Below are 22,671 nucleotides of genomic sequence, written 5' to 3' on the forward strand. Positions count from 1 at the left end.
GTATCGAAGTCCGGGGTCGATGAGAGTCGCGCCTGAGGTGGTTCCTGGTGGCCCTAGCGGCGGCTCGGCATCGGAAGACAGCTCGGCGGCTTCTCCCGGGAGTAGGTCCCGCCGGCGATGATCCAGCGGTCCCCCTCAGCCGGTGCCGTCGCCAGCACCACAGTCGCATCCGCGGAGATCTCGCCGGGCACGACCGTGATCTTGGTCCCCTCCTCCGAGGACTCGATCTTCACCAGGCCCAGCGGCTCGTCCGGCCCTGGCGCCGGTCGCGGGCAGCCTTCGCGCAACGGCACCACGATCGCCGGAACGCCCTTCTCCCGCAGCTTCGCGGTGGCTTCCTCGAACCGCTGCAGCTCGTGGATGGTCAGCGTCACCGAGCCGTCCGGGTTGTCGACCACGGCGTACGCGGGTGGCGTGCCACCGAAGTAGACGGGTGCGACCACGGCCGTGGCGCCCAGTACGACCACGCCTGCTGCTATGCCGACCCATCGGCGCGTGCGCAGACGTCGTTGCGTGGCAACGGACTGCAGCAGCTCAGCAGCGTGCTCGTGCTTCAGGTCGCCCCAGAGGTTGTCCTCGAACTTGCTCATCGCGCCTCCACCTCATCGTCCTCGACGACTGCGCGCAGACGTGCCGTGGCGCGGTACAGACGGGTCCGCATCGCTCCCTTGGGCACGCCGAGCGCAACCGCGGCTTCCTTGGGAGAGAGACCGCCGAGGTGCACGAGCTCGATCGCCTCGCGGTCGAGTTCCGGCAGTTCCGCGAGCCGTTCCAGCAATGCGCGGCCGGGCCGTTCGGCGTCGATGCGGGCTTCGAGCTCGGCGAGTTCGTCGCGGTCGAGCTCACGCCGGCCGCCGACCCTGCGCACCAGCTCGCCGCCTTTCGCGGACTGCTCGGCGTGCGCGGCGAAGGTGTGCCGGGCGATGCCGAACAACCAGCTCGACGCGGACCCCCTGGCCGCGTCGAACGTGGCGAACGACGTCATCGCGCGGACGAAGGTGTCCGCGGTCAGGTCTCCGACGAGCTGCGGATCCACGCACCGTCGCGCGAAGAACCGGGTGATCGCGCCGACGTTGTCGCGGTAGATCCGCTCGAACGCCGCCAGTGCGTCGTGGTCTCTCACAACCACTACTTGCGGCGTTGCGCGGAAAACGTCACCGGGACTTACTGGATGAAGAGGTGCAGGAGCAGCCAGGAGGCGACGGCGGACGGCAGCAGCGAGTCCATCCGGTCCATGATCCCGCCGTGACCGGGCAGCAGCGTGCCCATGTCCTTGATGCCGAGGTCGCGCTTGATCAGCGACTCGACCAGATCGCCAGCCGTGGCCGTGACGACGAGCGCGGCACCGAACAGCACGCCGTGCCACCACTGGCCGTCGAGCAGCAGCGTCAGCGTGAGGGCACCGCCGACCATGCCGGCGACCAGCGAGCCGCCGAAGCCCTCCCAGGACTTCTTCGGGCTGATCGTCGGCGCCATCGGGTGCTTGCCGAGGAAGACACCGGCCGCGTAACCGCCTACGTCGGACAGCACGACACCGATGAGGAACGCGAACGCGCGGCCCGCACCGTCCTTCTCGGGCACGACGAGCATCGCCGCGAACGCCGCCATCAGCGGGACGTACGCGACGGTGAACACGGATGCGCTGAGGTCGCGCAGATAACCGTCCGAGCCGCCGCGGAACCGCCACGCCATGCACACCAGGACGGTGATCACGAAGGCGGTCGTGATGCCCGCGCGTTCATACGGCCAGGACAACCAGATGATCGCCTGGCCGCCGATCAGCGCCGGCCACAGAGCGACGTTGATGCCGCTCTTCTTGAGCTCGGACGCGAGCTCCCACGTCGCCACCGCCGCGGCTGCCGCGACGATGGCGATGAAGGTCTGCCGCACGGTCAGCAACGACACGATGATCACGGCACCGAGCCCGACGCCGACCAGGATCGCCGAACGCAGGTCACGTCCCGCGCGCGACGGCTTCGACGCGGGCACCTCCGCGGGACCGCCTGCCACCTGTGCTCCCATCACGACCTCCGCCCGGCCAGGGCATTCACGCCTGCGGCGCGACTCGGCCGGGCGAAACCAACAGGAACATCAGACTTCGAGAAGCTCGGATTCCTTGTGCTTCACGAGCTCGTCGATCTGCGCGGTGTACTTGTGGGTCAGAGCGTCGAGCTCCTTCTCCCCACGAGCACCGTCGTCCTCGCCGACCTCGCCGTCCTTGACGAGCTTGTCGATCTCTTCCTTCGCCTTGCGGCGGACACCGCGGACGGATACGCGCGCGTCCTCGCCCTTCTGCTTCGCGACCTTCACCATGTCCCGGCGGCGCTCCTCGGAGAGCTGCGGGATGACGATGCGGATGATGGTGCCGTCGTTGCTCGGGTTGACGCCCAGGTCGGAGTCCCGGATCGCCTTCTCGATCGCGTTCAGCTGGCCCGCGTCGTACGGCTTCACGACCGCCATGCGCGCCTCGGGGACCGTGATGCTGGCCATCTGGTTCAGCGGCGTCATCGAGCCGTAGTAGTCGATGTGAATGCGGTTGAACATCGAGGGAGTCGCACGACCGGTTCGGACGGAGGAGAGGTTCTCCTTCGCGACCGAAACCGCCTTTTCCATCTTCTCCTCGGCGTCGAGGAGGGTCTCGTCGATCACGACTGCTCCTTGCTCTGCGTGTGCTTCTTCCCGGTTCCTGATCAGATCCCAGCAGGTCTAGAACGCCGGGCGGCCACCGGGGGTGCTGACCAGGGTGCCGATCTTCTCACCACGCACCGCGCGCGCGATGTTCCCCTCGGTGAGGAGGTTGAAGACGAGGATCGGCATGTTGTTGTCCATGCAGAGGCTGAAGGCCGTGGCATCGGCGACGTTGAGGCCGCGTTCCAGCACTTCGCGGTGGGTGATGTTGTCGAACATCAACGCGTCGCGGTCGATCTTGGGGTCGGCGGTGTAAACGCCGTCGACGGCCTTGGCCATCAGGACGATCTCGCAGCCGATCTCCAACGCGCGCTGGGCGGCCGTCGTGTCGGTGGAGAAGTACGGCAGACCCGCGCCACCGCCGAAGATCACGACGCGGCCCTTGTCGAGGTGGCGCATCGCGCGGCGGGGGATGTAGGACTCGGCGACCTGCGTCATCTGGATGGAGGTCTGCACGCGGGTGTCGATGCCGTGCTCGCGTTCCAGGAAGTCCTGCAGCGCCAGGCAGTTCATGACCGTGCCGAGCATGCCCATGTAGTCGGCGCGCGACCGGTCCATGCCGCGTTGCTGGAGTTCGGACCCGCGGAAGAAGTTGCCACCACCGATCACGACGGCCACCTGCACGCCGGACTTGTGGACGGCCGCGATCTGCTTGGCCACTGTCTGGACGACGTCGGGGTCGACGCCGACGCCACCGCCGCCGAACATCTCACCACCGAGCTTGAGCATCACCCGGTTGTAGCCGTGGCTACCTTCTTCGCTCACTGGTCCCTCACCTCGCGCCTTTGGGAAGTTCCTAGACACGCCAAGGGCGGGGTCGCTGGTACCTGCAACCCCGCCCTCATGCGAATCAGCTCTGGCCGACCTCGAACCGAGCGAAACGGGTAACCGTCACGCCGGCCTCGTCCAGAAGAGCCTTGACCGTCTTCTTGCTGTCGGTCACGGAAGCCTGCTCGAGGAGCACGACGTCCTTGAAGAAACCGTTGACGCGACCCTCGACGATCTTGGGGAGCGCGCCTTCCGGCTTGCCCTCCTCGCGAGCGGTCTCCTCGGCGATGCGGCGCTCGTTGGCGACGAGCTCCTCGGGAACGTCCTCACGCGTGACGTACTTCGGGCGCATCGCGGCGATCTGCATCGCGGCACCCTTGGCGACCTCGGCGTTGTCACCGGTGTACTCGACCAGCACGCCGACGGCCGGCGGCAGGTCAGCGGCACGCTTGTGCAGGTAGACCGAGACGGTGCCGTCGTAGTCGACGGCCTTCGCCAGCTCGAGCTTCTCGCCGATCTTGGCGGAGAACTCCTGGACCAGCGCGTCCACGGTCTTGCCATCGACCTCGACGGCCTTGAGGGCCTCGACGTCGGCGACCTTGTTGGCCTTGGCGAGCGCGACGATGTCGTCGGCCAGCGCGATGAAGTCGGCGTTCTTGGCCACGAAGTCGGTCTCGCAGCGCAGCTCGACCATCGCGCCGTCCTTGACCGCGACCAGGCCGTTGGACGTGGTGCGCTCGGCGCGCTTGCCGACGTCCTTGGCGCCCTTGATGCGCAGGATCTCGACGGCCTTCTCGAAGTCGCCGTCAGCCTCGTCCAGCGCCTTCTTGCAGTCCATCATGCCGGCGGCGGTCAGCTCGCGGAGCTTCTTGACGTCCGCGGTGGTGTAGTTCGCCATCGTTTTCCTTCTGCGATGTACGCGCTTGAGTCACGCGGCGCCCGCTGGTGTGCGGGCGCCGCGTGGGGGAGATCAGGACTGGACGGGCTGCTCGGCCGGGGCTGCCTCGGCCGGGGCCTCAGTCGCGACGGCGGCGTTGGTGGTGAGGAGCTCCTGCTCCCACTCCGCCAGCGGCTCGTCGGTCGCGACCTCGGGCTTGTCCTGGCCGTCCGCGGCGTCGCGGCGGCCACCGGACCGCTGCATGAGACCGGCGGCGGCGGCCTCGGCCACGACCTTGGTCAGCAGGGCGGCGGAACGGATGGCGTCGTCGTTACCCGGAATCGGGTAGTCGACCTCGTCCGGGTCGCAGTTGGTGTCGAGGATCGCGACGATCGGGATGTTCAGCTTGCGAGCCTCACCGACCGCGATGTGCTCCTTCTTGGTGTCCACGATCCACACGGCGCTGGGCACCTTGGACATGTCGCGGATACCGCCGAGCGTGCGCTCCAGCTTGTCCTTCTCACGGTTCATCATCAGGATTTCCTTCTTGGTGAAACCCTGGAAACCGCCGGTCTGCTCCATCGACTCGAGCTCCTTGAGGCGCTGAAGCCTCTTGTGGACCGTCGAGAAGTTGGTGAGCATGCCGCCCAGCCAGCGCTGGTTCACGAAGGGCATGCCGACGCGGAGCGCCTCGTTGGCGATGGCCTCCTGCGCCTGCTTCTTGGTGCCGATGAACAGGATCGACCCGCCGTGCGCGACCGTCTCCTTGACGAACTCGAAAGCCCGGTCGATGTAGGTCAGCGTCTGCTGCAGGTCGATGATGTAGATGCCGTTGCGCTCGGTGAAGATGTAGCGCTTCATCTTCGGGTTCCAGCGCCGGGTCTGGTGCCCGAAGTGCACGCCGCTGTCAAGCAGCTGCTTCATGGTTACGACGGCCATGGCCGGTTCGCACCTCATCTGTAGGACGCTCGCGCGTCGTTCGGTTGCCGCCCCGAGCCGGTGGCTCGAAGCCCTGGTGCCCATGCCGCCGTCCGCACCCGCGGAGCATCTCTGCACCGTCAGGACCGTCGGACGTCGTGACTCGACCCTGCTGGGATCAGCTGGTCGGATCTGCGTTGGCACGCGAAGTCGTCCCGCGACAGACGGGACGCGCCCAAAAGTCTACTCCCCACCCCCGACAAACTTCGAATCGCCCCCTGCTCACCGCCGGTAGTTATCCACAACCGGCGAGTTGTCCACAGTTCCCCGATACCCGCTGGTCCCACCGCGACCTTTGCCAGACCGTTGACCCATGCCCCTCCTCCCCACCGCCCTGGTGCTCACGACCCTGCTGGCCCCCTCCCCTGCCCGCTTCTCCTGGCCGCTGCCTCCACCGCACCCGGTGGTGCGCTCGTTCGACGCGCCTGCGTCCCCGTTCGGGCCTGGTCACCGGGGCGCCGACCTGTCCGCAGCTCCTGGCTCGCCGGTGCTGGCCGCAGGCGACGGCGTGGTGGTCTACGCGGGCGCCGTCGCGGCTCGGACCCTGGTGTCCCTGCAGCACGCCAACGGCCTGCGCACGACCTACGAACCGGTCACGCCCGCTGTCGTGGCAGGTCGTCCGGTGCGGCGGGGCGACGTCATCGGGCACCTGCAGGAGGGCCACTGCGCCTCACCGTGCCTGCACTGGGGCGTCCGCCGCGGCGACGAGTACCTGAACCCGCTGCGCCTGGTGCTCTGGGGCCGCATCCGCCTGCTCCCCCTGAACCCGGCCGCCCCACCTCGCGGTAGCTAAAACCTCCGCTGCGGGCGGCGCGCCCCCCACCCGCAGCGCCCCGATAGGGCGCTTTCCCGCCGCTCCCGCCGGCGGTTGATTCGGCGGCGCGTCCCCGTTGCGCGCCGCAAGCGCCCGCCAGGTTGCCGGGAGGCGGCCACGCCCGTCGGCGTCCACCCGCCTCCCGGCACCTCTTCACCCCCTGGCCCCGCACGCCCCGTCCGGCCACCACCGCCCAGCCAGGCCCGCACCCGTTCACCGCACACGGCCAGCGGCTCAGCCACCACCGCACCCCTTCACCGCACGTGGCCAGCAGCTCAGCCACACCCGCACCCCTTCACCGCACCCGGCCAGCAGCTCAACCACACCCGCAATCACGCTCGCCGACCGCCGCCAACCGCCTTCTCACCACACCCTGCGTATCGCAGTTCAGCCACCAGCCAACGAACCCACCCGCACCATTTCGCCCCCACAACCCGCACCCCCGCCACACCCCAGCCGCTCCGCACATCGCACATGCCCAACGCCCTGCCGAAGCCCGCAGGCACGCTCCTCGCTACTACCGCCGGCAGCCCCCGCCAACCGCACGCCCCACCACACAGACCAGCCACCACCCCAACGAACCCAGCCGCACCACTTCGCCCCCACAACCCCAGTCCCCGCCGCGCGCACCAGCCGCCCCGACCGACCCTCACGTGCCCAAAGCCCTGCCGAAGCCCGCAGTCACGTCTATTGGCAACCCCAAGACCCCGTCCATCGCACGCCCTCGCTGCGCAGATCAGCGATCAGCCAACGACCCACCGCACCATCGCCCCACCACGACCGGTGCCCCACCGCACGCCAGGCGCCCTCACCTTCCCCGCACGTGCCCAAGCCCCGGCGGAACCACAGTCACGCCCATCGCTACCTCCGACAGCCCCGCGACCGCACGCCCGCAGACCAGCCACCACCCCAACGAACCCAGCCGCGCTCCTTCGTCCCACCGACACCGCTTCGCCCACCCACGACCCGTGCGCCCTCCTCACACCAGCCGTCCCGACCTCCCACACCTGCTCAGAAGCTAGGCCGAACCCGCAATCACGTTCATCGGCCGCCTCCCGTCACCTCAGCCTCACCGCACGCCCTCCCTCGCTGGCCAGCAGTCAGCCAGCGAACCCACCCACGCCCATTTCGCCCCAACCGCGACCTGTGCCCGCTCGTGGCACGCCAGCCGTCCTGACCGCCGCACGTACTCAGCGCTCTGCCCAACCCGTTGGCGTGCACTGGCTGTGACGGGCACTCGGCGTGCTTGGAGCAACTCCAAGACCCACCCGTTCGAGTGAATTAGCCCTGGCAAGGGGCGGAAAGAGGTGTGAAGGAATGCTCGTGAGGCTCGTACGGCTTCTCAACGCGTCCGCGCGGGGCGATCCCGGCGTGCGGCGGCGTGACGGTGCGGCCGTGTGGCAGCCCGGCTACGGCCGGGTTGCGGGTGAGGGAGGAGGCGCGGTCAGGCCTCGGACTGCTCGTTGAGCTTGGTGCGCAGGCGTAGAACGGCGCGGGTGTGCAGCTGGCAGACCCTGGACTCGGTCACGCCGAGGACCTTGCCGATCTCGGCGAGGGTCAGGTTCTCGAAGTAGTAGAGGGTCACGACGACGCGGTCGCGCTCGGCCAGCTGGGCTATCGCGTCAGCGAGCTGGCGGCGGCTGTCCTGGTCGACGAGCGATGCCACCGGGTCTTCGGCGGCGTCGTCCGGCAGCGACTCCGCCAGGGAGGAGCCGCCCTTGTTCGGGGCGATCAGCTCGTCCAGGGCGACGACGCTGGTGAGCTGCAGCTGGCCGTACAGCTCGCGCAGCTCCGCCAGGCCGATCTTGAGCTCTGCGGCGAGCTCGCGGTCGGTGGGCGTGCGCTGCAACTTGGCGCCGAGGCGTTCCAGGGCGCGCTCGACGTCGCGGGCGCGGCTGCGGACCGAGCGCGGCACCCAGTCCTGGGAGCGGAGGTCGTCGAGGATCGCGCCGCGGATGCGCTGCATGGCGTAGGTCTCGAACTTGAGGCCGCGTTCCGGCTCGAACTTCTCGATCGCGTCGACCAGGCCGAAGATGCCGGACTGGATCAGGTCGGCCACGTCCACGTGGGCGGGCAGGCCGGTACCGACGCGACCGGCGACGTACTTGACCAGCGGCGCGTAGTGCAGCACCAGTCGGTCGCGCTGGCCCTGGTCGTGCGACTCGCCGTAGCTGCGCCACAGCGCGACGATGCCGGCCTCGACGTCGTCACCGGACCTGGCGTCCGCGCGCGTCACGGCAGCGGCCGGAACGGCCGCGGGCGTGCCGTTGACATGCGTATCCGCACCGGGCTCTGCAGTCTCCCCGGTGCTCGCCTCGGTGCGCGGCGCGCCGTTCTGACGGTGCCCGTTGCTCGCCTGCTTCGCAGCTGGTGCGGGCACCACGGGTTCAGGGGGCACGGTCGCCGTACGCGATCCTCCCCCTGCGGCGTCAGGAACGGGGGTGGGTTCGGTCATGGATCGCCTTCAGCCGTTCGACAGTGACGTGTGTGTAAAGCTGAGTCGTTGCGAGCGTAGCGTGACCAAGCAGTTCTTGGACGGTGCGCAGGTCCGCTCCTCCTTCCAGCAAATGGGTCGCAGCGGAGTGGCGCAACCCGTGCGGCCCGATGTCCGGCGCATCCGGTACCACGGCGACCACCTCGTGCACCAGCGTGCGAACGGCCCGCTGGTTCAGCCGGCCGCCGCGAGCGCCGAGGAACAGGGCCGGCGGCGAATCCGGTGCTACCAGGGCGTTTCGGCCTTCGTCCAGCCACCGCCGCAGCGCTCGCTCGGCCGGCACGCCGAACGGCGTGCTGCGCTCGCGTCCACCTTTGCCCAGAACCCGAATCACCCTTAGGGAGTAGTCCACGTCGTCGAGATCAAGACCACAGAGTTCGGCCACGCGGATACCTGTGGCGTACAGCAACTCCACCACGGCCTGATCACGCAGCGCAACCGGATCGCCTTCGGAAGCGCCAGAGGATACGGCGCTCAACGCGTCCTTCGCCTGGTCTTCGCGCAACACGGACGGCAACGTCCGATGTGGTCGCGGCGCGGCGAGACGCGGCCCCGGATCCGCCGTCAAATGCCCAGCACGATGCGCCCACGCGGTGAACGTGCGCGCCGCGGCAGCGCGTCGTGCGAGCGTGGTGCGGCTGGCACCGGCTGTGCGTTGTGCGGCAAGCCATGAGCGCAAGCTCGGCAGGTCGATGCGTGCGACATCGACCTGTTCAGGGTTATTCCCCGCGACATGTCCAAGCAGCGCCACCGAATCGCCGATGTACGCACGAACGGTGTGCGGCGACAGATCACGCTCCAAAGTCAGGTGCCGTTCGTACTGCCGCAACACGTCTGCGACGGACGCCGGCAGTTTTTCGCGCAGGCGAACGAGATCGACACGGCGTGTCCGACCATGCGGCGGCGGGGACATAGGCCAAGACGCTGCGCCAGTCGGGGCGTTTGGTCAAGTATCGCCACACCCTCGCGCCATTTGAGAGCGCTCTCATGATCAGGAACACGATAACGTTTCAACTCCCTGTGACGACCAGGGGTTTGGTGGCACGCACAGATCACCTTTCGGAGTAGCGATGGTAGCCAGCACCACCGTCCGAACAGCCGACGAGCTAGCCCGCCGAGTCGTGCGGAAGATCGCTCCCGAGGAGCTGCCTTCCTTCGACATCGTCGCCGCTCCCTACCTGGAGACCCCTGAACAGGCCGAACGCAGGCTGCGCCGGGCTTACGACGACCCACTGGGCTTCGGCTTGGGCGACATCGTCGCGATGGCGACGCCCGTGATCGCCCTCGTCTCGGGCAGCGTGATCACGGCGGTCTCCGACAGCGTCGGCAAGGCGGTGCGCGACGGAACGACCAGCGCCCTGCGCAGGACCTGGCGGAAAGTCCGCGGCAAGCCGGAAGAACCGCTGGCACTGCCGTCGACGGAGCTCACCACGTCCCAGCTGGCCGAAGTGCGCCAGATCGCCCTTGAGCGCGCGCTCTCGCTCGGCATGAAGCGGCAGAAGGCCGAGGCGCTCGCCGACGCCGTCGTCGCCGCCCTCGTGCTGCGCGACAACGACCTGGACACGGGCCGCGAGTCCGGTGGTGCCTCCAGATGACGGAAGCGAAGACGCAGGTCAACCCCAGGGCCTTTCCGTCCGAGATGATCCTCCTGCTTCTCCTCCTCGCGGCGACGGTGCTGCTCAACGTCTTCTTCGTCGCGAACTGGTTGTCCGGCCTCGAAAGGGGCGGCGCCGGTGGCCTGCTGCAGAAACTGCAGATGCTGCTGGCGCCGGGCCTCGCCGTCTACGGCATCTACACGGCGATCCGCATCCGGCGATCCGTTCCTCTCGCCGAATCGGGCCTGCGCGACGCCGCCAACGCCGTCACGGACCTCGTCACGCAGGTCAACCCTTCGCGCCACGTGGACATCCGCCTCGGCAAACGCCTGGGCAGCCGTTCCTACGTCACCGGTGCGCCCCGCAAGCCGATCGTCGTGCTCGGCCCGGAAATCCTGGCGCTGCACTCGATGCCCGGCGAGCGCAAGGCGGTGTTCGACGCAGTGGTGCGCCATGAGCTCGCACACGTGCACGCAGGCGACCTGTGGTGGTACCAGCTGGCCAGCGTGCTGCGGTTCTCGAACCTCAGCACGGGTTTCTTCGCGCTGCTGGTGCTGTGGCTGAACGTCCAGTTCGACCGCGGTGACGTCACCTCCTTCCTCGTGAGCACCTTCCGCCTGGTCGCGCTGACCCTTCTCACCGAACTGATCGCGCGCGCCTTCCTGCGTGCCCGCGAACACTCGGCTGACCTGCACGCCGCCGAGTACGGCGTGGAAGGCCTGCTGGCCGCCGTCCAGGTTCACGAAACCGCGCAGACGCGCTCCGTCATCCGCACCTGGTTGCGTCGCCACCCTGGCGCCGACGAACGCTCCCAGGCCCTGACGAACCCGATGCGCCTGCTGGCCTCACCCATCGGTCAGGCCTTCCTCGGCGCCGCCGCAGCGGGCGCCGCCTTCGTCACGTTGCAGGACCTCCTCCTCAGCGGCAGCACCGAGGACAAGGCGACCCCGGTCATCACCGGCGTGTTGATCGGCATTCCGCTCACCTTGTTCGCCGCCTTCTACCTGTGGCGCGGCGCCTGGCAGGAGGACCGCAACCGCTTGCGCCCGTTCCTGACCGCGGCCGCACTGCTGTCCGGCCTGGTGATCGGCAGCCACCTGCCGCTCTACACCCGGATCTTCGACCAGGCCCCGATCGGCATCCCGATCGCGCCGTCCGTACTCCTTCCTCTCGCCCTCGGCGTGCTCGGCTTGTGCTGGTGGCTCGACGCGCTGAGCACCTCCTGGCGGCAGTCCGATCCCGGCGCTGCCCGAGTGCCCGCCTTCCTCCGGTTCGCGGTCCCGTCGGCCTGCGTGGCCGGCGGCTGGCTGTTCGCCGTCCTGTGGACGTGGTCGGCCCGCCTGCGCGGCGTCTACCTCGCCTGCCCGACGGAGGAAGCCAAGGCGGTGCCGATCTGCCAGTCCGCCACACCGCAGTCCGACGTCGCCCACAAGATGGCCGCCGACTTCGGCTTCACGTTCTGGTCGATCCTCACCGTCCTGGTGGTCGCGGCCACGCTCGCCGTCCCGCACCACCGCCGCACCCGAACGCTCCGGCCGGCGGCATTCGCCGTGGTGGCAGTGCTGATCGCGTTGACGGCGCTGTGGACGACGCGTTCGACCACACCGCTGAACCGGGCACGCGCCGAGTTCCGCGTGGTCACGGGCTCGGCCGTGGCGTACGCCGACGACTGCTCCAAACCGTTGTCAGACAACGTGAAGTGCGCCGCCGACGGTAGCGAGAAGCTGACGCTGGCCCCACCGTCTCTATCCACAGCGGACATCGAAGACGCCACTGCCGAGAACACCACCACGGGTTATGCCATTCGCATCGAGTTCACCTCCGAAGGCCGGCAACGCTGGGAAGAGCTGACTCGGGCGAACGTCGGCAAGCGCATCGCCTTCCTCGTCGACGACGAACTTCTCTCCGCGCCCGAGATCTCCCAGCCGCTGACCGGCGACTCGGCGCAGCTCCCGGGCCCGTTCACGACCCTCGACCAGGCCAGGAAGTTCGCGGACGCCATCCGCGGCACCTGATCACCTCACCTCCAGCTTCTGCCAGCCGCCGTCGAGCTGCCGCGCCAGACCGGCGAGCTCCAACTCGGGCAACAACGCCCGAACCCGCTCCAACGGCACGCCTGACTCCACCGACACGACCTCGTCACCGACCGCGCACCGCTTGCCCAGCGCCTCGTACACCCGCATGGCTTCTCCTTGCGGCGCACCGAGTTCGCTCTCCTTCTCGGCGGGTTCGGTGGCGAGGTCGTCCCCGAACCGCCCCACCGACTCGATGATCTCGGCCACCGAACAGACCGAATCGGCCTGCCGATCCCGCAACAACTCGTGACACCCGACCGAACTGGCCGACGTCACCGGCCCGGGCACCACCATCAAGGGCCGTCCCAATGCTTTCGTGATGGCAGCCGTGTTCTTGGCCCCACTGCGCCGCCCCGCCTCCACGACCACGGTGCCGCCACCGAGCGCGGCGATGAGCCGGTTGCGCGTGAGAAACCGATGCCGCGCGGGCGTGACCCCAGGCGGGTACTCGCTGACGATCAGCCCTTCCCGCGCGATCCTTCCGAGCAACCCCTGATGCCCAGCGGGATAAGCGAAGTCCACGCCGCACGCCAGCACCGCGACCGTCAGCCCACCGGCCGCCAGCGCACCCCGGTGAGCCGCGCCGTCAATCCCGTACGCGGCACCGGACACGACAGTCACACCCGCCTCCGCCAACCCGTACGCGAACTCACCGGCCACATGCTCGCCATAGCCGCTGGCCGCCCGCGACCCGACGATCGCCACAGCCTTCTCCGCAGCCTCCGCGAGGTCGTGCGGCCCGCGCACCCACAACGCCAACGGCTCGCCCCCACACCGCTGCCCGGCCACATTTCCCAGCGCGACGAACGGCCATCGCGGCCACTCGTCGTCCTCGGGAATCAGCAAGCGCCCACCACGTTTGCCGATGAGCTCGAGGTCTTCGTGCACGCGCTCCTCGGTGCGCCGCGCCGAGGTCTGGCTCGCAACAGACGGCGAAACTTCGCCGGCCCGCACCATCTCCGCGGCATCGATCGGCCCGACCTCGGCGACCAGTGCCGCGAGCGCCGCCGGATAGGGCTCGGCCACGCGGGAGAGGTAGGCCCTGGCCAGGCGAACAGCATCAGCCGGAGACGCGGCCGCTGGTGCTGTGGGTGGCGTGGTCCGCGGTTCGGTCGACGGCTCCACAGACGACGCAACTGGTGGCTCAGTCGGTGGTGCTGTCGGTGGTGCTGTCGGTGACGCCGTCGACGTAGTTGGTGGCGCAATTCGTGGCTGGGTCGGCCGCTCAGTCGACGACGTGGTCAGCGACGCCGTTGGTGGCGTGGTTGGTGGCTGGGTCGGAGACGCAGTTGGTGGTGCCGTTGGAGGTCGGGTCGGCGGAGCGCTCACCGGAACCACCACCAGGGGAGCCATCGGTGCCAGGGGGCGGGGAGCCATTGGCGGGGCGGGCTGGCACCGGAGGAGCGGTGGCGGACTGTGCAGGGCAGGTGGAGGAGGGCGGGCCCAGCGTATGCCGGGGTGGAGGCGGCTCGGGCGAGAAGGGTGGTCATGGTTGGGCTCCTGTTCGAGATTCGGGCGGTGGGCGGGCCGCTCGCTGGGGACTGGGCGAACGGCCCGCCCAGGAGCCGGACGCGAGCCGAGGCAGGAGGCTCAGCGTCCGGCGGCTCGGAAACCTGCACCGAGGTGCGGCGGATCAGGGGTGACGCCACGGCGGGGACCCGTACATCAGTTGTGGGTTTGTGCCAGGGCTGAGGGCTGGATGGCGGGTCGCGGGTGGTCGCCCGGTTAGAGGGTGGGGCCAAATCAGGGGACAAATGCCGAGCCGGAGGTGGGTGCCGGGCGCGGAGTGGGAGTGGGGCTCCGCGCCCGGCGGCATTGGGGGATGGGCGGGCGTGGTGTCGGGGCGACGGCAGGTGCGCCTGACGCAGGTGGGTGGATTGGTTGGGTGAGCGGGTCGCCCGCTGGGGGTGTGCGGGCGACCCGCTCGGCCGGGGCCGGTCGCGGAGCAGGGGCTCGATTGCTCCGCGACCGGCTGTTCAAGGGGCCGGGCGGCCAGTGCCTGTCGTGGTCAGGGCGGCGGGCGCGGTGGGGTGGGTCAGGTTTGGCGGCGTTCTCGGAATTGGAGGGCGGCGGCCACGTGGTCGGCTGTGGGGCGGTCGGACTCGGCCAGGTCGGCGAGGGTCCAGGCGACTCGGAGGCAGCGGTCGGCGCCTCGGCCGGTCAGGGCGCCGGTGGCGAGGGCTCGGTCCAGGAGGGTGGTGGATTGGCGTGGGAGGGCGAACTCGCGGCGCAGGGCCGGGCCTGGGACTTGGGCGTTGGTGGGCCAGGTGTGGCCGTGGGCCGACCAGCGGGTGGCGGCTCGGGAGCGGGCTTTGAGGACTCGTTCGCGGACGATCGCGGTGGGTTCGGGTGGGCGGGCGTCGGCGTTGGTCATGGCTGTGGTGGCTCGCATTCGGACTCGGAGGTCCACGCGGTCCAGCAGCGGGCCGGAGAGGCGGGCCTGGTAGCGGCGGCGGACTGTGGCGGTGCAGATGCAGTCGACTTCCTTGGGCGGGGCGCACGGGCACGGGTTGGTGGCGAGGATGAGCTGGAAGCGGGCCGGGTAGCGGGCTATGCCGTCGCGGCGCGGGATGCGGACCTCGCCGGACTCCAGGGCCGTGCGGAGGGTGTCGATCGTCTTCTGGCCGAACTCGCAGGCCTCGTCCAGGAAGAGGACGCCCTTGTGGGCTCGGGAGGCGGCGCCTGGTTTGGCCATGCCGCTGCCGCCGCCGATCAGGGCGGCGATGGACGTGGTGTGGTGGACGTCGACGAACGGTGGGACGGCCACCAGCGGATAGTCGGAGGAGAGCGTGCCGGCCACCGAGTGGACCGCCGTGACAGCCAGGGCGTCTTCTCGGGTCAGGGGTGGGAGCAGGCCCGGCAGGCGTTCGGCCAGCATCGTCTTGCCGGTGCCGGGAGGACCGGTCAGCAGGAGGTGGTGGGCACCCGCGGCCGCTACTTCCAGGGCCCAGCGGGCTTCCGGCTGGCCCACCACGTCGGCCAGGTCCGGGACGTCCGGCGTCGCAGGCGAAGCTGCTTCCGGTGGCGGTTGGAGATCTGTGCTCTCGGCGCGCAGCCAGGCCAGGACTTCGGTGAGGGTCAGCGCGCCCAGCACCGTCATGCCGTCCACCAGGCCCGCCTCGGGCAAGGTGTCCGCCGGGACGATCGCGCTGCGCAGACCGGCACGGCGAGCGGCCAGCAGCGCGGGCAGTACGCCTCGGACCGGGCGGATTCGGCCGTCCAGTGCCAGTTCGCCCAGCAGAACCGTGCTGGCGAGGCGGTCGAGCGGCACGGATCCCGCCGCGGCCAAAGTCGCGCAGGCTATGGCCAGGTCGTAGCTCGAGCCGCCCTTGGGGAGGTTGGCCGGGGAGAGGCCCAGCACGATGCGCTGCTTCGGCCACTCCTCCTCGCTGTTGCGGACGGCGGCTTTGACGCGCTCCTTCGACTCGTGCAAGGAGGCGTCGGGCAGACCGAGGAGATGCGTGCGGGGCTGGCCAACGCCCACGTCGGCCTCGATCTCGACCGCCAGGCCGTCGACGCCGTAGAGGGCGACCGACCACGCCTGCGCGAGGCCCACGTCAGGCTCCCCGCAGGTGTTGCAGGTGCGGGGAACCGCCTGGTGGCCAGGTGACCGAGATCAGGTCGACGCGGACGGGGCACCAGCCCACACCGTGTTTGGCGAGCCAGCGCAGGGCCGTTCGCCGCAGACGGGAGAGCTTGCGCTGGTCGACGGCCTCGTCCGGGCGGCCCCACACGGGACCGGACCGGGTCTTGACCTCGCAGACGACCAGGCGGTCGCCCTCCACGGCCACCACGTCGAGCTCGCCGTCGCGGCACGTCCAGTTGCGGGACAGGACGACGAGGCCCTGCCCCTCCAGGTACGTGCACGCCAGGTCCTCGCCCTGCCGGCCCAGCTCCTGCTGCCTGGTCTCGACCAGTTCCTGTGCCACCACTGTCCTCGCCTCCCTGCGGGTCGTTGGGTACGACCTTGCAGGGTGGGGCGGGGTGGGGTGCCGGGCTGAGGGGAATCTGTGGACAACTCAGCGGCTGTGGACAACTCGGCCGTTGTCGATGTTGGAACGGCCGAATTGTCGGTGGGGTGTGCTAGTGGCCCCCAGCGCCACCCACACCGAAAACCACTACGTCGGGAACGGCCCGCTTTCCGGCAGGCGCAGGTCCGGCTTGTCCAGCTCCTCCACGTTCACGTCCTTGAACGTGATGACACGAACGTTCTTGACGAACCGGGCGGGGCGGTACATGTCCCACACCCACGCGTCCGACATGCGCACCTCGAAGTACACCTCGCCATCGGCGTTGCGCACCTGCACGTCCACCGAGTTGGCCAGGTAGAAACGCCGTTCGGTCTCCACGACGAACGAGAACTGGCTGACGATGTCGCGGTACTCCTTGTACAGCGACAGCTCCATCTCGGTCTCGTACTTCTCGAGATCCTCTGCACTCATTACGCCTCCGCGCGGGTCATCTGCTCCGCGCCCTCACTCGTCGCGAGCTCCCCGGCGTCAGCCGGGGTCGCATCATTCTGGACCACGGCGGTCACGGTCGTACCGCGCGCCACCCTGTGCGGCGCGGCGAGACCGTGCTTCGACGCCGCCGCTGCCACATTTACATACGACCAGCGATGCTCCGCACACGGGCCGTGTTCCATCAACGCCGCCGTGTGGTCCGGCGTGCAGTAGCCCTTGTGCTCGTTGAAGCCGTACTGGGGATAACGCGTGTGCAGATCGGCCATGATCCGGTCTCGCGTGACCTTGGCCAGCACAGATGCCGCCGCCACGCACGCCGCCGCCTGGTCGCCCTTGATCACCGCGACGCTCGGCGCCGGCATCCCGGGCACCTTGAAACCGTCCGTCAGCACGTATCCAGGATGCGTCGCCATCTGCGCCACCGCGCGCCGCATGCCCTCGAGGTTCATCACGTGGATGCCCAGCCAGTCGATCTCGGCGGGCGACACGACGATCACCGAGTGATCCACGGCACGCTTCAGCACCAGGTCGTACATCCGGTCGCGGGCAGAAGCCGTCATCAGCTTCGAGTCGTTCAGGCCCTCGAACCGCGCAGCGTCACCCGGTCGAAGGACACACGCCGCGATCACCAACGGCCCTGCGCACGGCCCACGCCCCGCCTCGTCCACACCTGCCACGGGACCCAGCCCACGCCGCTCCAGCGTGCCCTGCAACGCCCAGTTCCCCGACGAGCCCCGCACGACCGCGCGGGGCGGCAACAGCATCGTCATCGGCGGAATCGGTCTCGCACTCGACGTCCCAGCAGCAGAAGCGGCCACGCGGCGACGATACCCATGCCCAGCGGGACGTTCTGCTGCCAGCCCGGCGCACCCATCGAAACGGCCTGCGGGTTGTGGTCCGTCACCCCGCCCCACCTCGACGGAGGCAGCACGATCACGCGCGCTTTGCCGATCACGTCGTCCACCGGCACGAGCCCGTTCAGGCCGCCCTGCCCCTGGCACCGCGAGTCGCACGAGTGGTTGCGGTTGTCGCCGAGCACGAACAACATCCCGTCCGGGATCTTGAGCTCCTCGAACGACTCCTGCACGGCCTCGGAGCCCTCGTCGTAGTGCTTGTACGGCTCGTCGAGCGGCTTGCCGTCCACCGTCACGCGGTTCTGCTCGTCGCAGCACTTCACGGTCTGCCCGCCGACGGCGATCACGCGCTTGACGAAGTCCTCCTCGTTCGCCGAGGGCAGACCGATCAGGGACCCGAGCCACGACAACCCCTGCGAGATCGGGTTGCCCGGCTCGTCGGTGATGAAGTCGTTCTGCCACGACGGCGGCCCGCGGAACACGATCACGTCGCCCGGCGACGGCTCGGTGAAGCGGTAGGTGACCTTGTCCACCAGCACCCGGTCGCCGTAGCAGTCGGTGCACCCGTGCAGCGTCGCTTCCATCGACTCCGACGGGATCATGTAGACACGGCCGAGGAAGATCTGGATACCGATCGCGAGGCCGAACGCGACCAGGATGAGGACCGGCAGTTCCTTCCAGAAGTTGCCCTTTTTCTTCTTCTTCGAAGGTTTACCCGAAGCGTCCGAACTCGGCTCGTCACTGGACGGGGTCTGCTCTGGATCGACGTCAACCACGAGATCAGCCTAGGGGCTGCGGGTTGTGATCCGACACAACACTCCACCGATCTTTCGGGAAAACGATGTAGCGCGCCTTCCCGATGACGTTTTCGATCGGGATCGTGCCCGCAACGCCCCCGCCGCCCTGTTTGCGTGAGTCCGTCGAGTTCATCCGGTTGTCCCCCATTACGAACAACCGCCCTTCCGGCACGAGCACGGGAGCGAACGGCTCGTGGTCCGCCGGCGTTGTTCCGGGCTGCCAGTGGATGTACGGCTCATCGAGCGGTTTGCCGTCCACGACGACACGGTGTTGCTCATCGCAGCACATCACCGTCTGACCTGGCAGTGCGATCACGCGCTTCACGAAGTCGCGCTCGTTCGCGGGCGCGATGCCCAGCAACGATCCGATGTTCTGCGCAACGCGCGCAACGGGGTTCGTGGACGGCGCGGCGCGGAAGTCGTGCGCGGTCCACGCCTCGGGGCCGCGGAACACGACCACCTCACCCGGCTCGACGTCGCTGAACCGGTAGGTGAGCTTGTCGACCAGCACCCTGTCGTTCTCGCAGCCGGTGCAGCCGTGCAGCGTGCTCTCCATCGACGCCGAGGGGATCACGTAGACCCGCGCCACGAACGCCTGGATCAGCACCGTCAGCACGACGGCCGTCACGACGACGTAGAGGATTTCTCTCCAGACAGGAGTACGCCCCCGCTCCGGTTCATCCGGTGCGGAGGCGTCCTCGAAGTCTTCTGGGCTCGAAGCCACCGATCAGGAGACCGGCTTGGCCTCGCGCTTCTCCTTGATCTTCGCAGCCTTGCCGCGCAGGTCGCGCAGGTAGTACAGCTTGGCGCGACGCACGTCACCGCGGATGGCGACCTCGATCTCGGCGATGTTCGGGGAGTGCACCGGGAAGGTGCGCTCGACGCCGACACCGAACGAGACCTTGCGGACGGTGAAGGTCTCGCGGATGCCGCCACCCTGGCGACGGATCACGACGCCCTGGAACACCTGGACGCGCTCGCGCGAGCCCTCGATGACGCGGACGTGAACCTTGAGCGTGTCACCCGCGCGGAAGCTCGGGATGTCAGAGCGCAGCGACTGGGCGTCGATTGCGTCCAGGATGTTCATCGGTGGTTCCTCACGTGTCTTGAACTCCCCAGAGCATGTTCCATGACAGTGCACGACATGATGGGGGCTCGGCTTGGTGCGCACGCCGGTGTGACACCGGGTGCGGCAACTGGTCCAGTGTGCCAGACCAGGCACTCCGGAACGAAATCGGGCTACTCCCCGCCCTCGCGCAGGCGCGAGAGCAGAGCCCGGTCGTGCTTGTCGAACGCTTCCGCAGGCAACGATTCCAGCAGGTCAGGACGCCTTTCAAAGGTCCTGACGAGCGATTGGTCACGCCGCCAGCGGTTGATCAGCTTGTGGTTCCCGGACCGCAGCACGTCCGGCACGGCGAGCTCGCGCCACACCTCCGGCCGCGTGTAGCTCGGGCCTTCGAGCAGCCCGTCCTGGAACGAGTCCTCGGCGTGCGACTTCGGGTTGCCGAGCACACCAGGCAGCAGCCGAGCGACCGCTTCCACGATGGCGAGCACCGCGACTTCACCGCCCACCAGCACGTAGTCGCCGATGGACACCTCGTCGACGCGCACGCGCCGTGCGGCGTCATCGACTACACGCTGGTCGATGCCCTCGTAGCGGCCGCACGCGAACACGAGATGCGACTCGGACGCGTATTCGTGCGCGAGCGCCTGCGTGAACGGGCGTCCGGCCGGCGTCGGGACGATCAGGCGCGTCGAGTCCGTGCACACGTCGTCGAGCGCCTGGCCCCAGATGTCTGGCTTCATGACCATGCCGGGACCGCCGCCGTACGGGCTGTCGTCGACGGCCTTGTGCACGTCCTGCGTCCAGTCGCGCAGGTCGTGGACACCGACGCTGATCAGGCCCTTGTCGATCGCCTTCCCGAGCAACGCGGCACGCAGCGGCGCCAGGTACTCCGGGAAGATCGTGACGACGTCAATCTGCATCGAGCAGGCCCTCTGGCGGTGTCACGACGACGCGGCCGCCGCGAACGTCCACAGTGGGCACGATCTCGCGCACGAACGGCACGAGCACTTCCCCGCCATCGCGAACGATCACGAGCAGCTCGCCACCGAGGCCGTGCAGGATCTCCTTGACCGTGCCGAGCTTCGTGCCGTCGGCCAGCTCGGCCGTGAGCCCTTCGAGCTCGTGGTCGTAGAACTCGTCCGGGTCGTCGTTCGGCGGCAGGTCGTCGGTGCTGCCCAGCAGCACCGTGCCGCGCAGCGACTCCGCGACATCACGCGTGACGACTTCCTCGAAACGCACGAGCAGCCGCCCGGCATGAGGCCGGGCGGCTGACACGGTGAGGCTTCGAGACGTGCCGTCGCGCAGTTTCGCCTGCATCGTCGCCCCGATCGCGAATCGCAGATCGGGAGAGTCAGTGCGCACGTCAACGGCTAGTTCGCCGGTGATCCCGTGCGCTTTGGCCACACGGCCGACAACTACGTCCATTGCCCTGAAAACTCGTTCTCAGCGGTCGGTGTCGACGACGTCGACCCGCACACCACGACCGCCGATGCCGGCCATCACGGTGCGCAGAGCCGTCGCGGTGCGACCGCCACGACCGATCACCTTGCCGAGGTCGTCCGGGTGGACGTGGACCTCGAGGGTGCGGCCGCGGCGGGTCGTGACGAGGTTCACCCGGACGTCGTCCGGGTGGTCGACGATGCCGCGAACGAGGTGTTCGAGGGCGTCAGCCAACAAACTCACGCCTCGTCCTTGGTCGCCTCGGCGTCAGCCTTGGGGGCCTCGTCGGCCTTGCGGGCCTTCTTCGCCTTCGGCGTGGTGGCCTCGGTCATCGGCTCCTCGTTCGCGGCGGCCAGAGCGGCGGCGAACAGGTCGGCCTTGGAGGTCTTCGGCTCCTTGACGCGGAGCGTGCCCTCGGCGCCCGGCAGGCCCTTGAACTTCTGCCAGTCACCGGTGATCTCGAGCAGACGCTGCACCGACTCGGTCGGCTGCGCGCCGACACCCAGCCAGTACTGCGCGCGCTCGGAGTCGACCGCGATGAACGACGGCTCTTCCTTGGGGTGGTACTTGCCGATCGTCTCGATCGCCTTGCCGTCGCGACGGGTGCGCGCGTCGGCGACCACGATGCGGTAGTACGGCTGACGGATCTTGCCGAGACGCTGAAGCTTGATCTTGACGGCCACGGGCCTGGTACTCCTTGAACTCTGTGTTGGTGGTTCGCACAGCCGCGGCTCGGGCAGAGGGGCCGACCACGGCGGAACAACCAGCGATTGTGCCAGATGGGAGCTGGTGGATCCGAATCGGGGCTCTACACGAACGCCGTGACGGCCTTGAGGGCGTCTTTCACGGCTCGCGCGTGCTCGACCGCGCCCGGCGTGTCGCCGTGCACGCACAGAGACTCGGCCTGGGTTTTGATGATCGTGCCGTCGACCGCGACGAGTTCCCCCTGAAGCAGCCTGGTCGCCCGTTCGACGATCTGCGCGGTGTTCGTGAGCAGGGCGTTCGGCTCGCTGCGCGGAACCAGCGTGCCCTGCGGGGTGTAGCCGCGGTCGGCGAACGCTTCCTGCACTGGCCTGAGCCCGGCTTCCTCGGTTTTGACGAGCAGCTGGGAGCCCGGCAGGCCGAGGATGGGCAGGTCCTTGAACGCCTTGGTGCCGTTGACCACGGCTTCTGCCTGCTTCTCGTGGTGCACCGTGGCGTTGTAGAGGGCGCCGTGCGGCTTCACGTAGACGACCTCGGTGCCTGCTGCTCGTGCGCACGCGTCGAGCGCGCCGATTTGGTATAGGACCTCGTCGGCGAGCTCTGTCGGGTCGGCGTCGATGAACCGCCGTCCGAACCCCGCCAGGTCGCGGTAGGAGACCTGGGCACCGATCTTGACGCCGTTCCTGGCGGCTTCCTCGCACACCTTGCGCATGGTCGACGGGTCGCCCGCGTGGAAGCCGCACGCGACGTTCGCGCTGGTGATGATGCCCAGCAGTGCTGCGTCGTCGCCGAGTTTCCAGATGCCGAAGCCCTCGCCGAGGTCGCTGTTCAGGTCCATCACATGACCCCGGCGGACATCAGGAGGAGGGTGAGGCCGGGGAGGAAGTTGTTCATCACGTGCACCACGATGCTCGCCCCGAGCTTTCTCGTGACGAGGCGGGCGATGCCGATGGGGATGGCGATCACGAGCAGCAGCCACGTGCGGTGGGGTTCGAGGTGGCTGACCGCGAAGATCACCGTGGTGAGCACGAACGCGGCCCACCTGCTCCAGCCCTGGCGT

General features: G+C 68.8%; 27 protein-coding genes. 3 read left to right on the forward strand and 24 right to left on the reverse strand.

Annotation, left to right across the window (positions count from 1 at the left end):
- Positions 1–53: 53 nt before the first annotated feature.
- The 7 genes from UK23_RS06885 to rpsB all read right to left on the reverse strand — a co-directional run bounded on the left by UK23_RS06885 (position 54) and on the right by rpsB (position 5,272).
- Positions 54–590 carry a hypothetical protein gene (locus tag UK23_RS06885; RefSeq protein ID WP_045310542.1) on the reverse strand — a complete coding sequence of 179 codons (537 nt, stop codon included), beginning with the start codon at positions 588–590 and terminating at the stop codon, positions 54–56.
- Positions 587–1,123 (reverse strand): RNA polymerase sigma factor, encoded by a 537-nt coding sequence (locus UK23_RS06890; RefSeq protein WP_045310543.1) that lies wholly within the window; start codon positions 1,121–1,123, stop codon positions 587–589. The genes UK23_RS06885 and UK23_RS06890 overlap by 4 nt, the downstream gene beginning before the upstream one ends.
- Positions 1,124–1,164: 41 nt before the next feature.
- The gene (locus UK23_RS06895) at positions 1,165–2,022 is read right to left on the reverse strand and encodes a phosphatidate cytidylyltransferase (RefSeq protein WP_045310544.1); all 858 of its coding nucleotides are present in this window, start codon (positions 2,020–2,022) and stop codon (positions 1,165–1,167) included.
- 69 nt (positions 2,023–2,091) lie between these two features.
- Positions 2,092–2,649, reverse strand: a complete 558-nt coding sequence (gene frr / locus UK23_RS06900) for a ribosome recycling factor (protein ID WP_045310545.1) — start codon at positions 2,647–2,649, stop codon at positions 2,092–2,094.
- 57 nt (positions 2,650–2,706) lie between these two features.
- Positions 2,707–3,417, reverse strand: a complete 711-nt coding sequence (pyrH, locus tag UK23_RS06905; protein ID WP_045310562.1) for a UMP kinase — start codon at positions 3,415–3,417, stop codon at positions 2,707–2,709.
- A 121-nt stretch (positions 3,418–3,538) separates the two neighbouring features.
- Positions 3,539–4,354, reverse strand: coding sequence for a translation elongation factor Ts (tsf, locus tag UK23_RS06910; protein ID WP_045310546.1), 816 nt, complete (start codon positions 4,352–4,354; stop codon positions 3,539–3,541).
- A 72-nt stretch (positions 4,355–4,426) separates the two neighbouring features.
- Positions 4,427–5,272, reverse strand: a complete 846-nt coding sequence (rpsB, locus tag UK23_RS06915) for a 30S ribosomal protein S2 (protein ID WP_045310547.1) — start codon at positions 5,270–5,272, stop codon at positions 4,427–4,429.
- Between the two features lie 352 nt (positions 5,273–5,624).
- Here rpsB and UK23_RS06920 point away from each other — a divergent pair, with 352 nt between their 5' ends.
- Positions 5,625–6,104 carry a M23 family metallopeptidase gene (locus UK23_RS06920; RefSeq protein WP_045310548.1) on the forward strand — a complete coding sequence of 160 codons (480 nt, stop codon included), beginning with the start codon at positions 5,625–5,627 and terminating at the stop codon, positions 6,102–6,104.
- A 1,465-nt stretch (positions 6,105–7,569) separates the two neighbouring features.
- Here the strand turns inward: UK23_RS06920 and UK23_RS06925 are convergent.
- Complete coding sequence (locus UK23_RS06925) at positions 7,570–8,580, reverse strand: FliA/WhiG family RNA polymerase sigma factor (protein ID WP_045310549.1); 1,011 nt, start codon at positions 8,578–8,580, stop codon at positions 7,570–7,572.
- Complete coding sequence (locus UK23_RS06930; protein ID WP_045310550.1) at positions 8,555–9,532, reverse strand: tyrosine recombinase XerC; 978 nt, start codon at positions 9,530–9,532, stop codon at positions 8,555–8,557. The genes UK23_RS06925 and UK23_RS06930 overlap by 26 nt, the downstream gene beginning before the upstream one ends.
- Positions 9,533–9,740: 208 nt before the next feature.
- Between UK23_RS06930 and UK23_RS06935 the strand changes: the two genes are divergently transcribed.
- Both UK23_RS06935 and UK23_RS06940 read left to right on the forward strand, forming a co-directional pair.
- Positions 9,741–10,214, forward strand: a complete 474-nt coding sequence (locus UK23_RS06935; protein ID WP_052684437.1) for a hypothetical protein — start codon at positions 9,741–9,743, stop codon at positions 10,212–10,214.
- Positions 10,211–12,229, forward strand: coding sequence for a SecDF P1 head subdomain-containing protein (locus UK23_RS06940; protein WP_045310551.1), 2,019 nt, complete (start codon positions 10,211–10,213; stop codon positions 12,227–12,229). Before UK23_RS06935 ends, UK23_RS06940 begins: the two co-directional genes overlap by 4 nt.
- On the opposite strand, the gene dprA is transcribed toward UK23_RS06940, so the two are convergent.
- The 15 genes from dprA to UK23_RS07015 form a co-directional block, all read right to left on the reverse strand.
- The gene (gene dprA, locus UK23_RS06945; protein ID WP_231114404.1) at positions 12,230–13,315 is read right to left on the reverse strand and encodes a DNA-processing protein DprA; all 1,086 of its coding nucleotides are present in this window, start codon (positions 13,313–13,315) and stop codon (positions 12,230–12,232) included. It lies immediately after the preceding gene.
- A gap of 199 nt (positions 13,316–13,514) precedes the next feature.
- A complete protein-coding gene (locus UK23_RS53605) occupies positions 13,515–13,685 on the reverse strand; it encodes a hypothetical protein (RefSeq protein ID WP_231114405.1) in 171 nt (56 codons plus the stop codon).
- Between the two features lie 639 nt (positions 13,686–14,324).
- Positions 14,325–15,845, reverse strand: coding sequence for a YifB family Mg chelatase-like AAA ATPase (locus UK23_RS06955; protein WP_045310552.1), 1,521 nt, complete (start codon positions 15,843–15,845; stop codon positions 14,325–14,327).
- Between the two features lies 1 nt (position 15,846).
- A complete protein-coding gene (locus tag UK23_RS06960) occupies positions 15,847–16,218 on the reverse strand; it encodes a YraN family protein (RefSeq protein WP_082114469.1) in 372 nt (123 codons plus the stop codon).
- 189 nt (positions 16,219–16,407) lie between these two features.
- Positions 16,408–16,731, reverse strand: coding sequence for a DUF2469 domain-containing protein (locus tag UK23_RS06965; protein ID WP_030468024.1), 324 nt, complete (start codon positions 16,729–16,731; stop codon positions 16,408–16,410).
- Positions 16,731–17,522, reverse strand: coding sequence for a ribonuclease HII (locus tag UK23_RS06970; RefSeq protein WP_045310554.1), 792 nt, complete (start codon positions 17,520–17,522; stop codon positions 16,731–16,733). The genes UK23_RS06965 and UK23_RS06970 overlap by 1 nt, the downstream gene beginning before the upstream one ends.
- Positions 17,519–18,382: a signal peptidase I gene (lepB, locus tag UK23_RS06975; protein WP_045310555.1), complete on the reverse strand. Its 864-nt coding sequence runs from the start codon at positions 18,380–18,382 to the stop codon at positions 17,519–17,521. The genes UK23_RS06970 and lepB (UK23_RS06975) overlap by 4 nt, the downstream gene beginning before the upstream one ends.
- 4 nt (positions 18,383–18,386) lie before the next feature.
- Positions 18,387–19,127, reverse strand: coding sequence for a signal peptidase I (lepB, locus tag UK23_RS06980; protein ID WP_082114466.1), 741 nt, complete (start codon positions 19,125–19,127; stop codon positions 18,387–18,389).
- Between the two features lie 3 nt (positions 19,128–19,130).
- A complete protein-coding gene (gene rplS, locus UK23_RS06985) occupies positions 19,131–19,490 on the reverse strand; it encodes a 50S ribosomal protein L19 (protein WP_045310556.1) in 360 nt (119 codons plus the stop codon).
- Between the two features lie 152 nt (positions 19,491–19,642).
- Entirely contained in the window at positions 19,643–20,389 is a 747-nt protein-coding gene (trmD, locus tag UK23_RS06990; RefSeq protein ID WP_045310557.1) for a tRNA (guanosine(37)-N1)-methyltransferase TrmD, read from the reverse strand.
- Positions 20,379–20,894, reverse strand: coding sequence for a ribosome maturation factor RimM (gene rimM, locus UK23_RS06995; RefSeq protein WP_045310558.1), 516 nt, complete (start codon positions 20,892–20,894; stop codon positions 20,379–20,381). Before rimM ends, trmD begins: the two co-directional genes overlap by 11 nt.
- Positions 20,895–20,912: 18 nt before the next feature.
- Positions 20,913–21,152 carry an RNA-binding protein gene (locus UK23_RS07000; protein ID WP_030468017.1) on the reverse strand — a complete coding sequence of 80 codons (240 nt, stop codon included), beginning with the start codon at positions 21,150–21,152 and terminating at the stop codon, positions 20,913–20,915.
- Positions 21,149–21,592, reverse strand: coding sequence for a 30S ribosomal protein S16 (gene rpsP / locus UK23_RS07005; RefSeq protein ID WP_045310559.1), 444 nt, complete (start codon positions 21,590–21,592; stop codon positions 21,149–21,151). Before rpsP ends, UK23_RS07000 begins: the two co-directional genes overlap by 4 nt.
- 125 nt (positions 21,593–21,717) lie before the next feature.
- Positions 21,718–22,449, reverse strand: coding sequence for a LamB/YcsF family protein (locus tag UK23_RS07010; RefSeq protein WP_045310560.1), 732 nt, complete (start codon positions 22,447–22,449; stop codon positions 21,718–21,720).
- The coding region (locus UK23_RS07015; protein WP_045310561.1) for a type II CAAX prenyl endopeptidase Rce1 family protein at positions 22,449–22,671 on the reverse strand (223 nt) is incomplete at its 5' end. The genes UK23_RS07015 and UK23_RS07010, both read right to left, overlap by 1 nt.

The sequence above is a fragment of the Lentzea aerocolonigenes genome, from assembly GCF_000955955.1.
Lineage (GTDB): Bacteria > Actinomycetota > Actinomycetes > Mycobacteriales > Pseudonocardiaceae > Lentzea > Lentzea aerocolonigenes_A.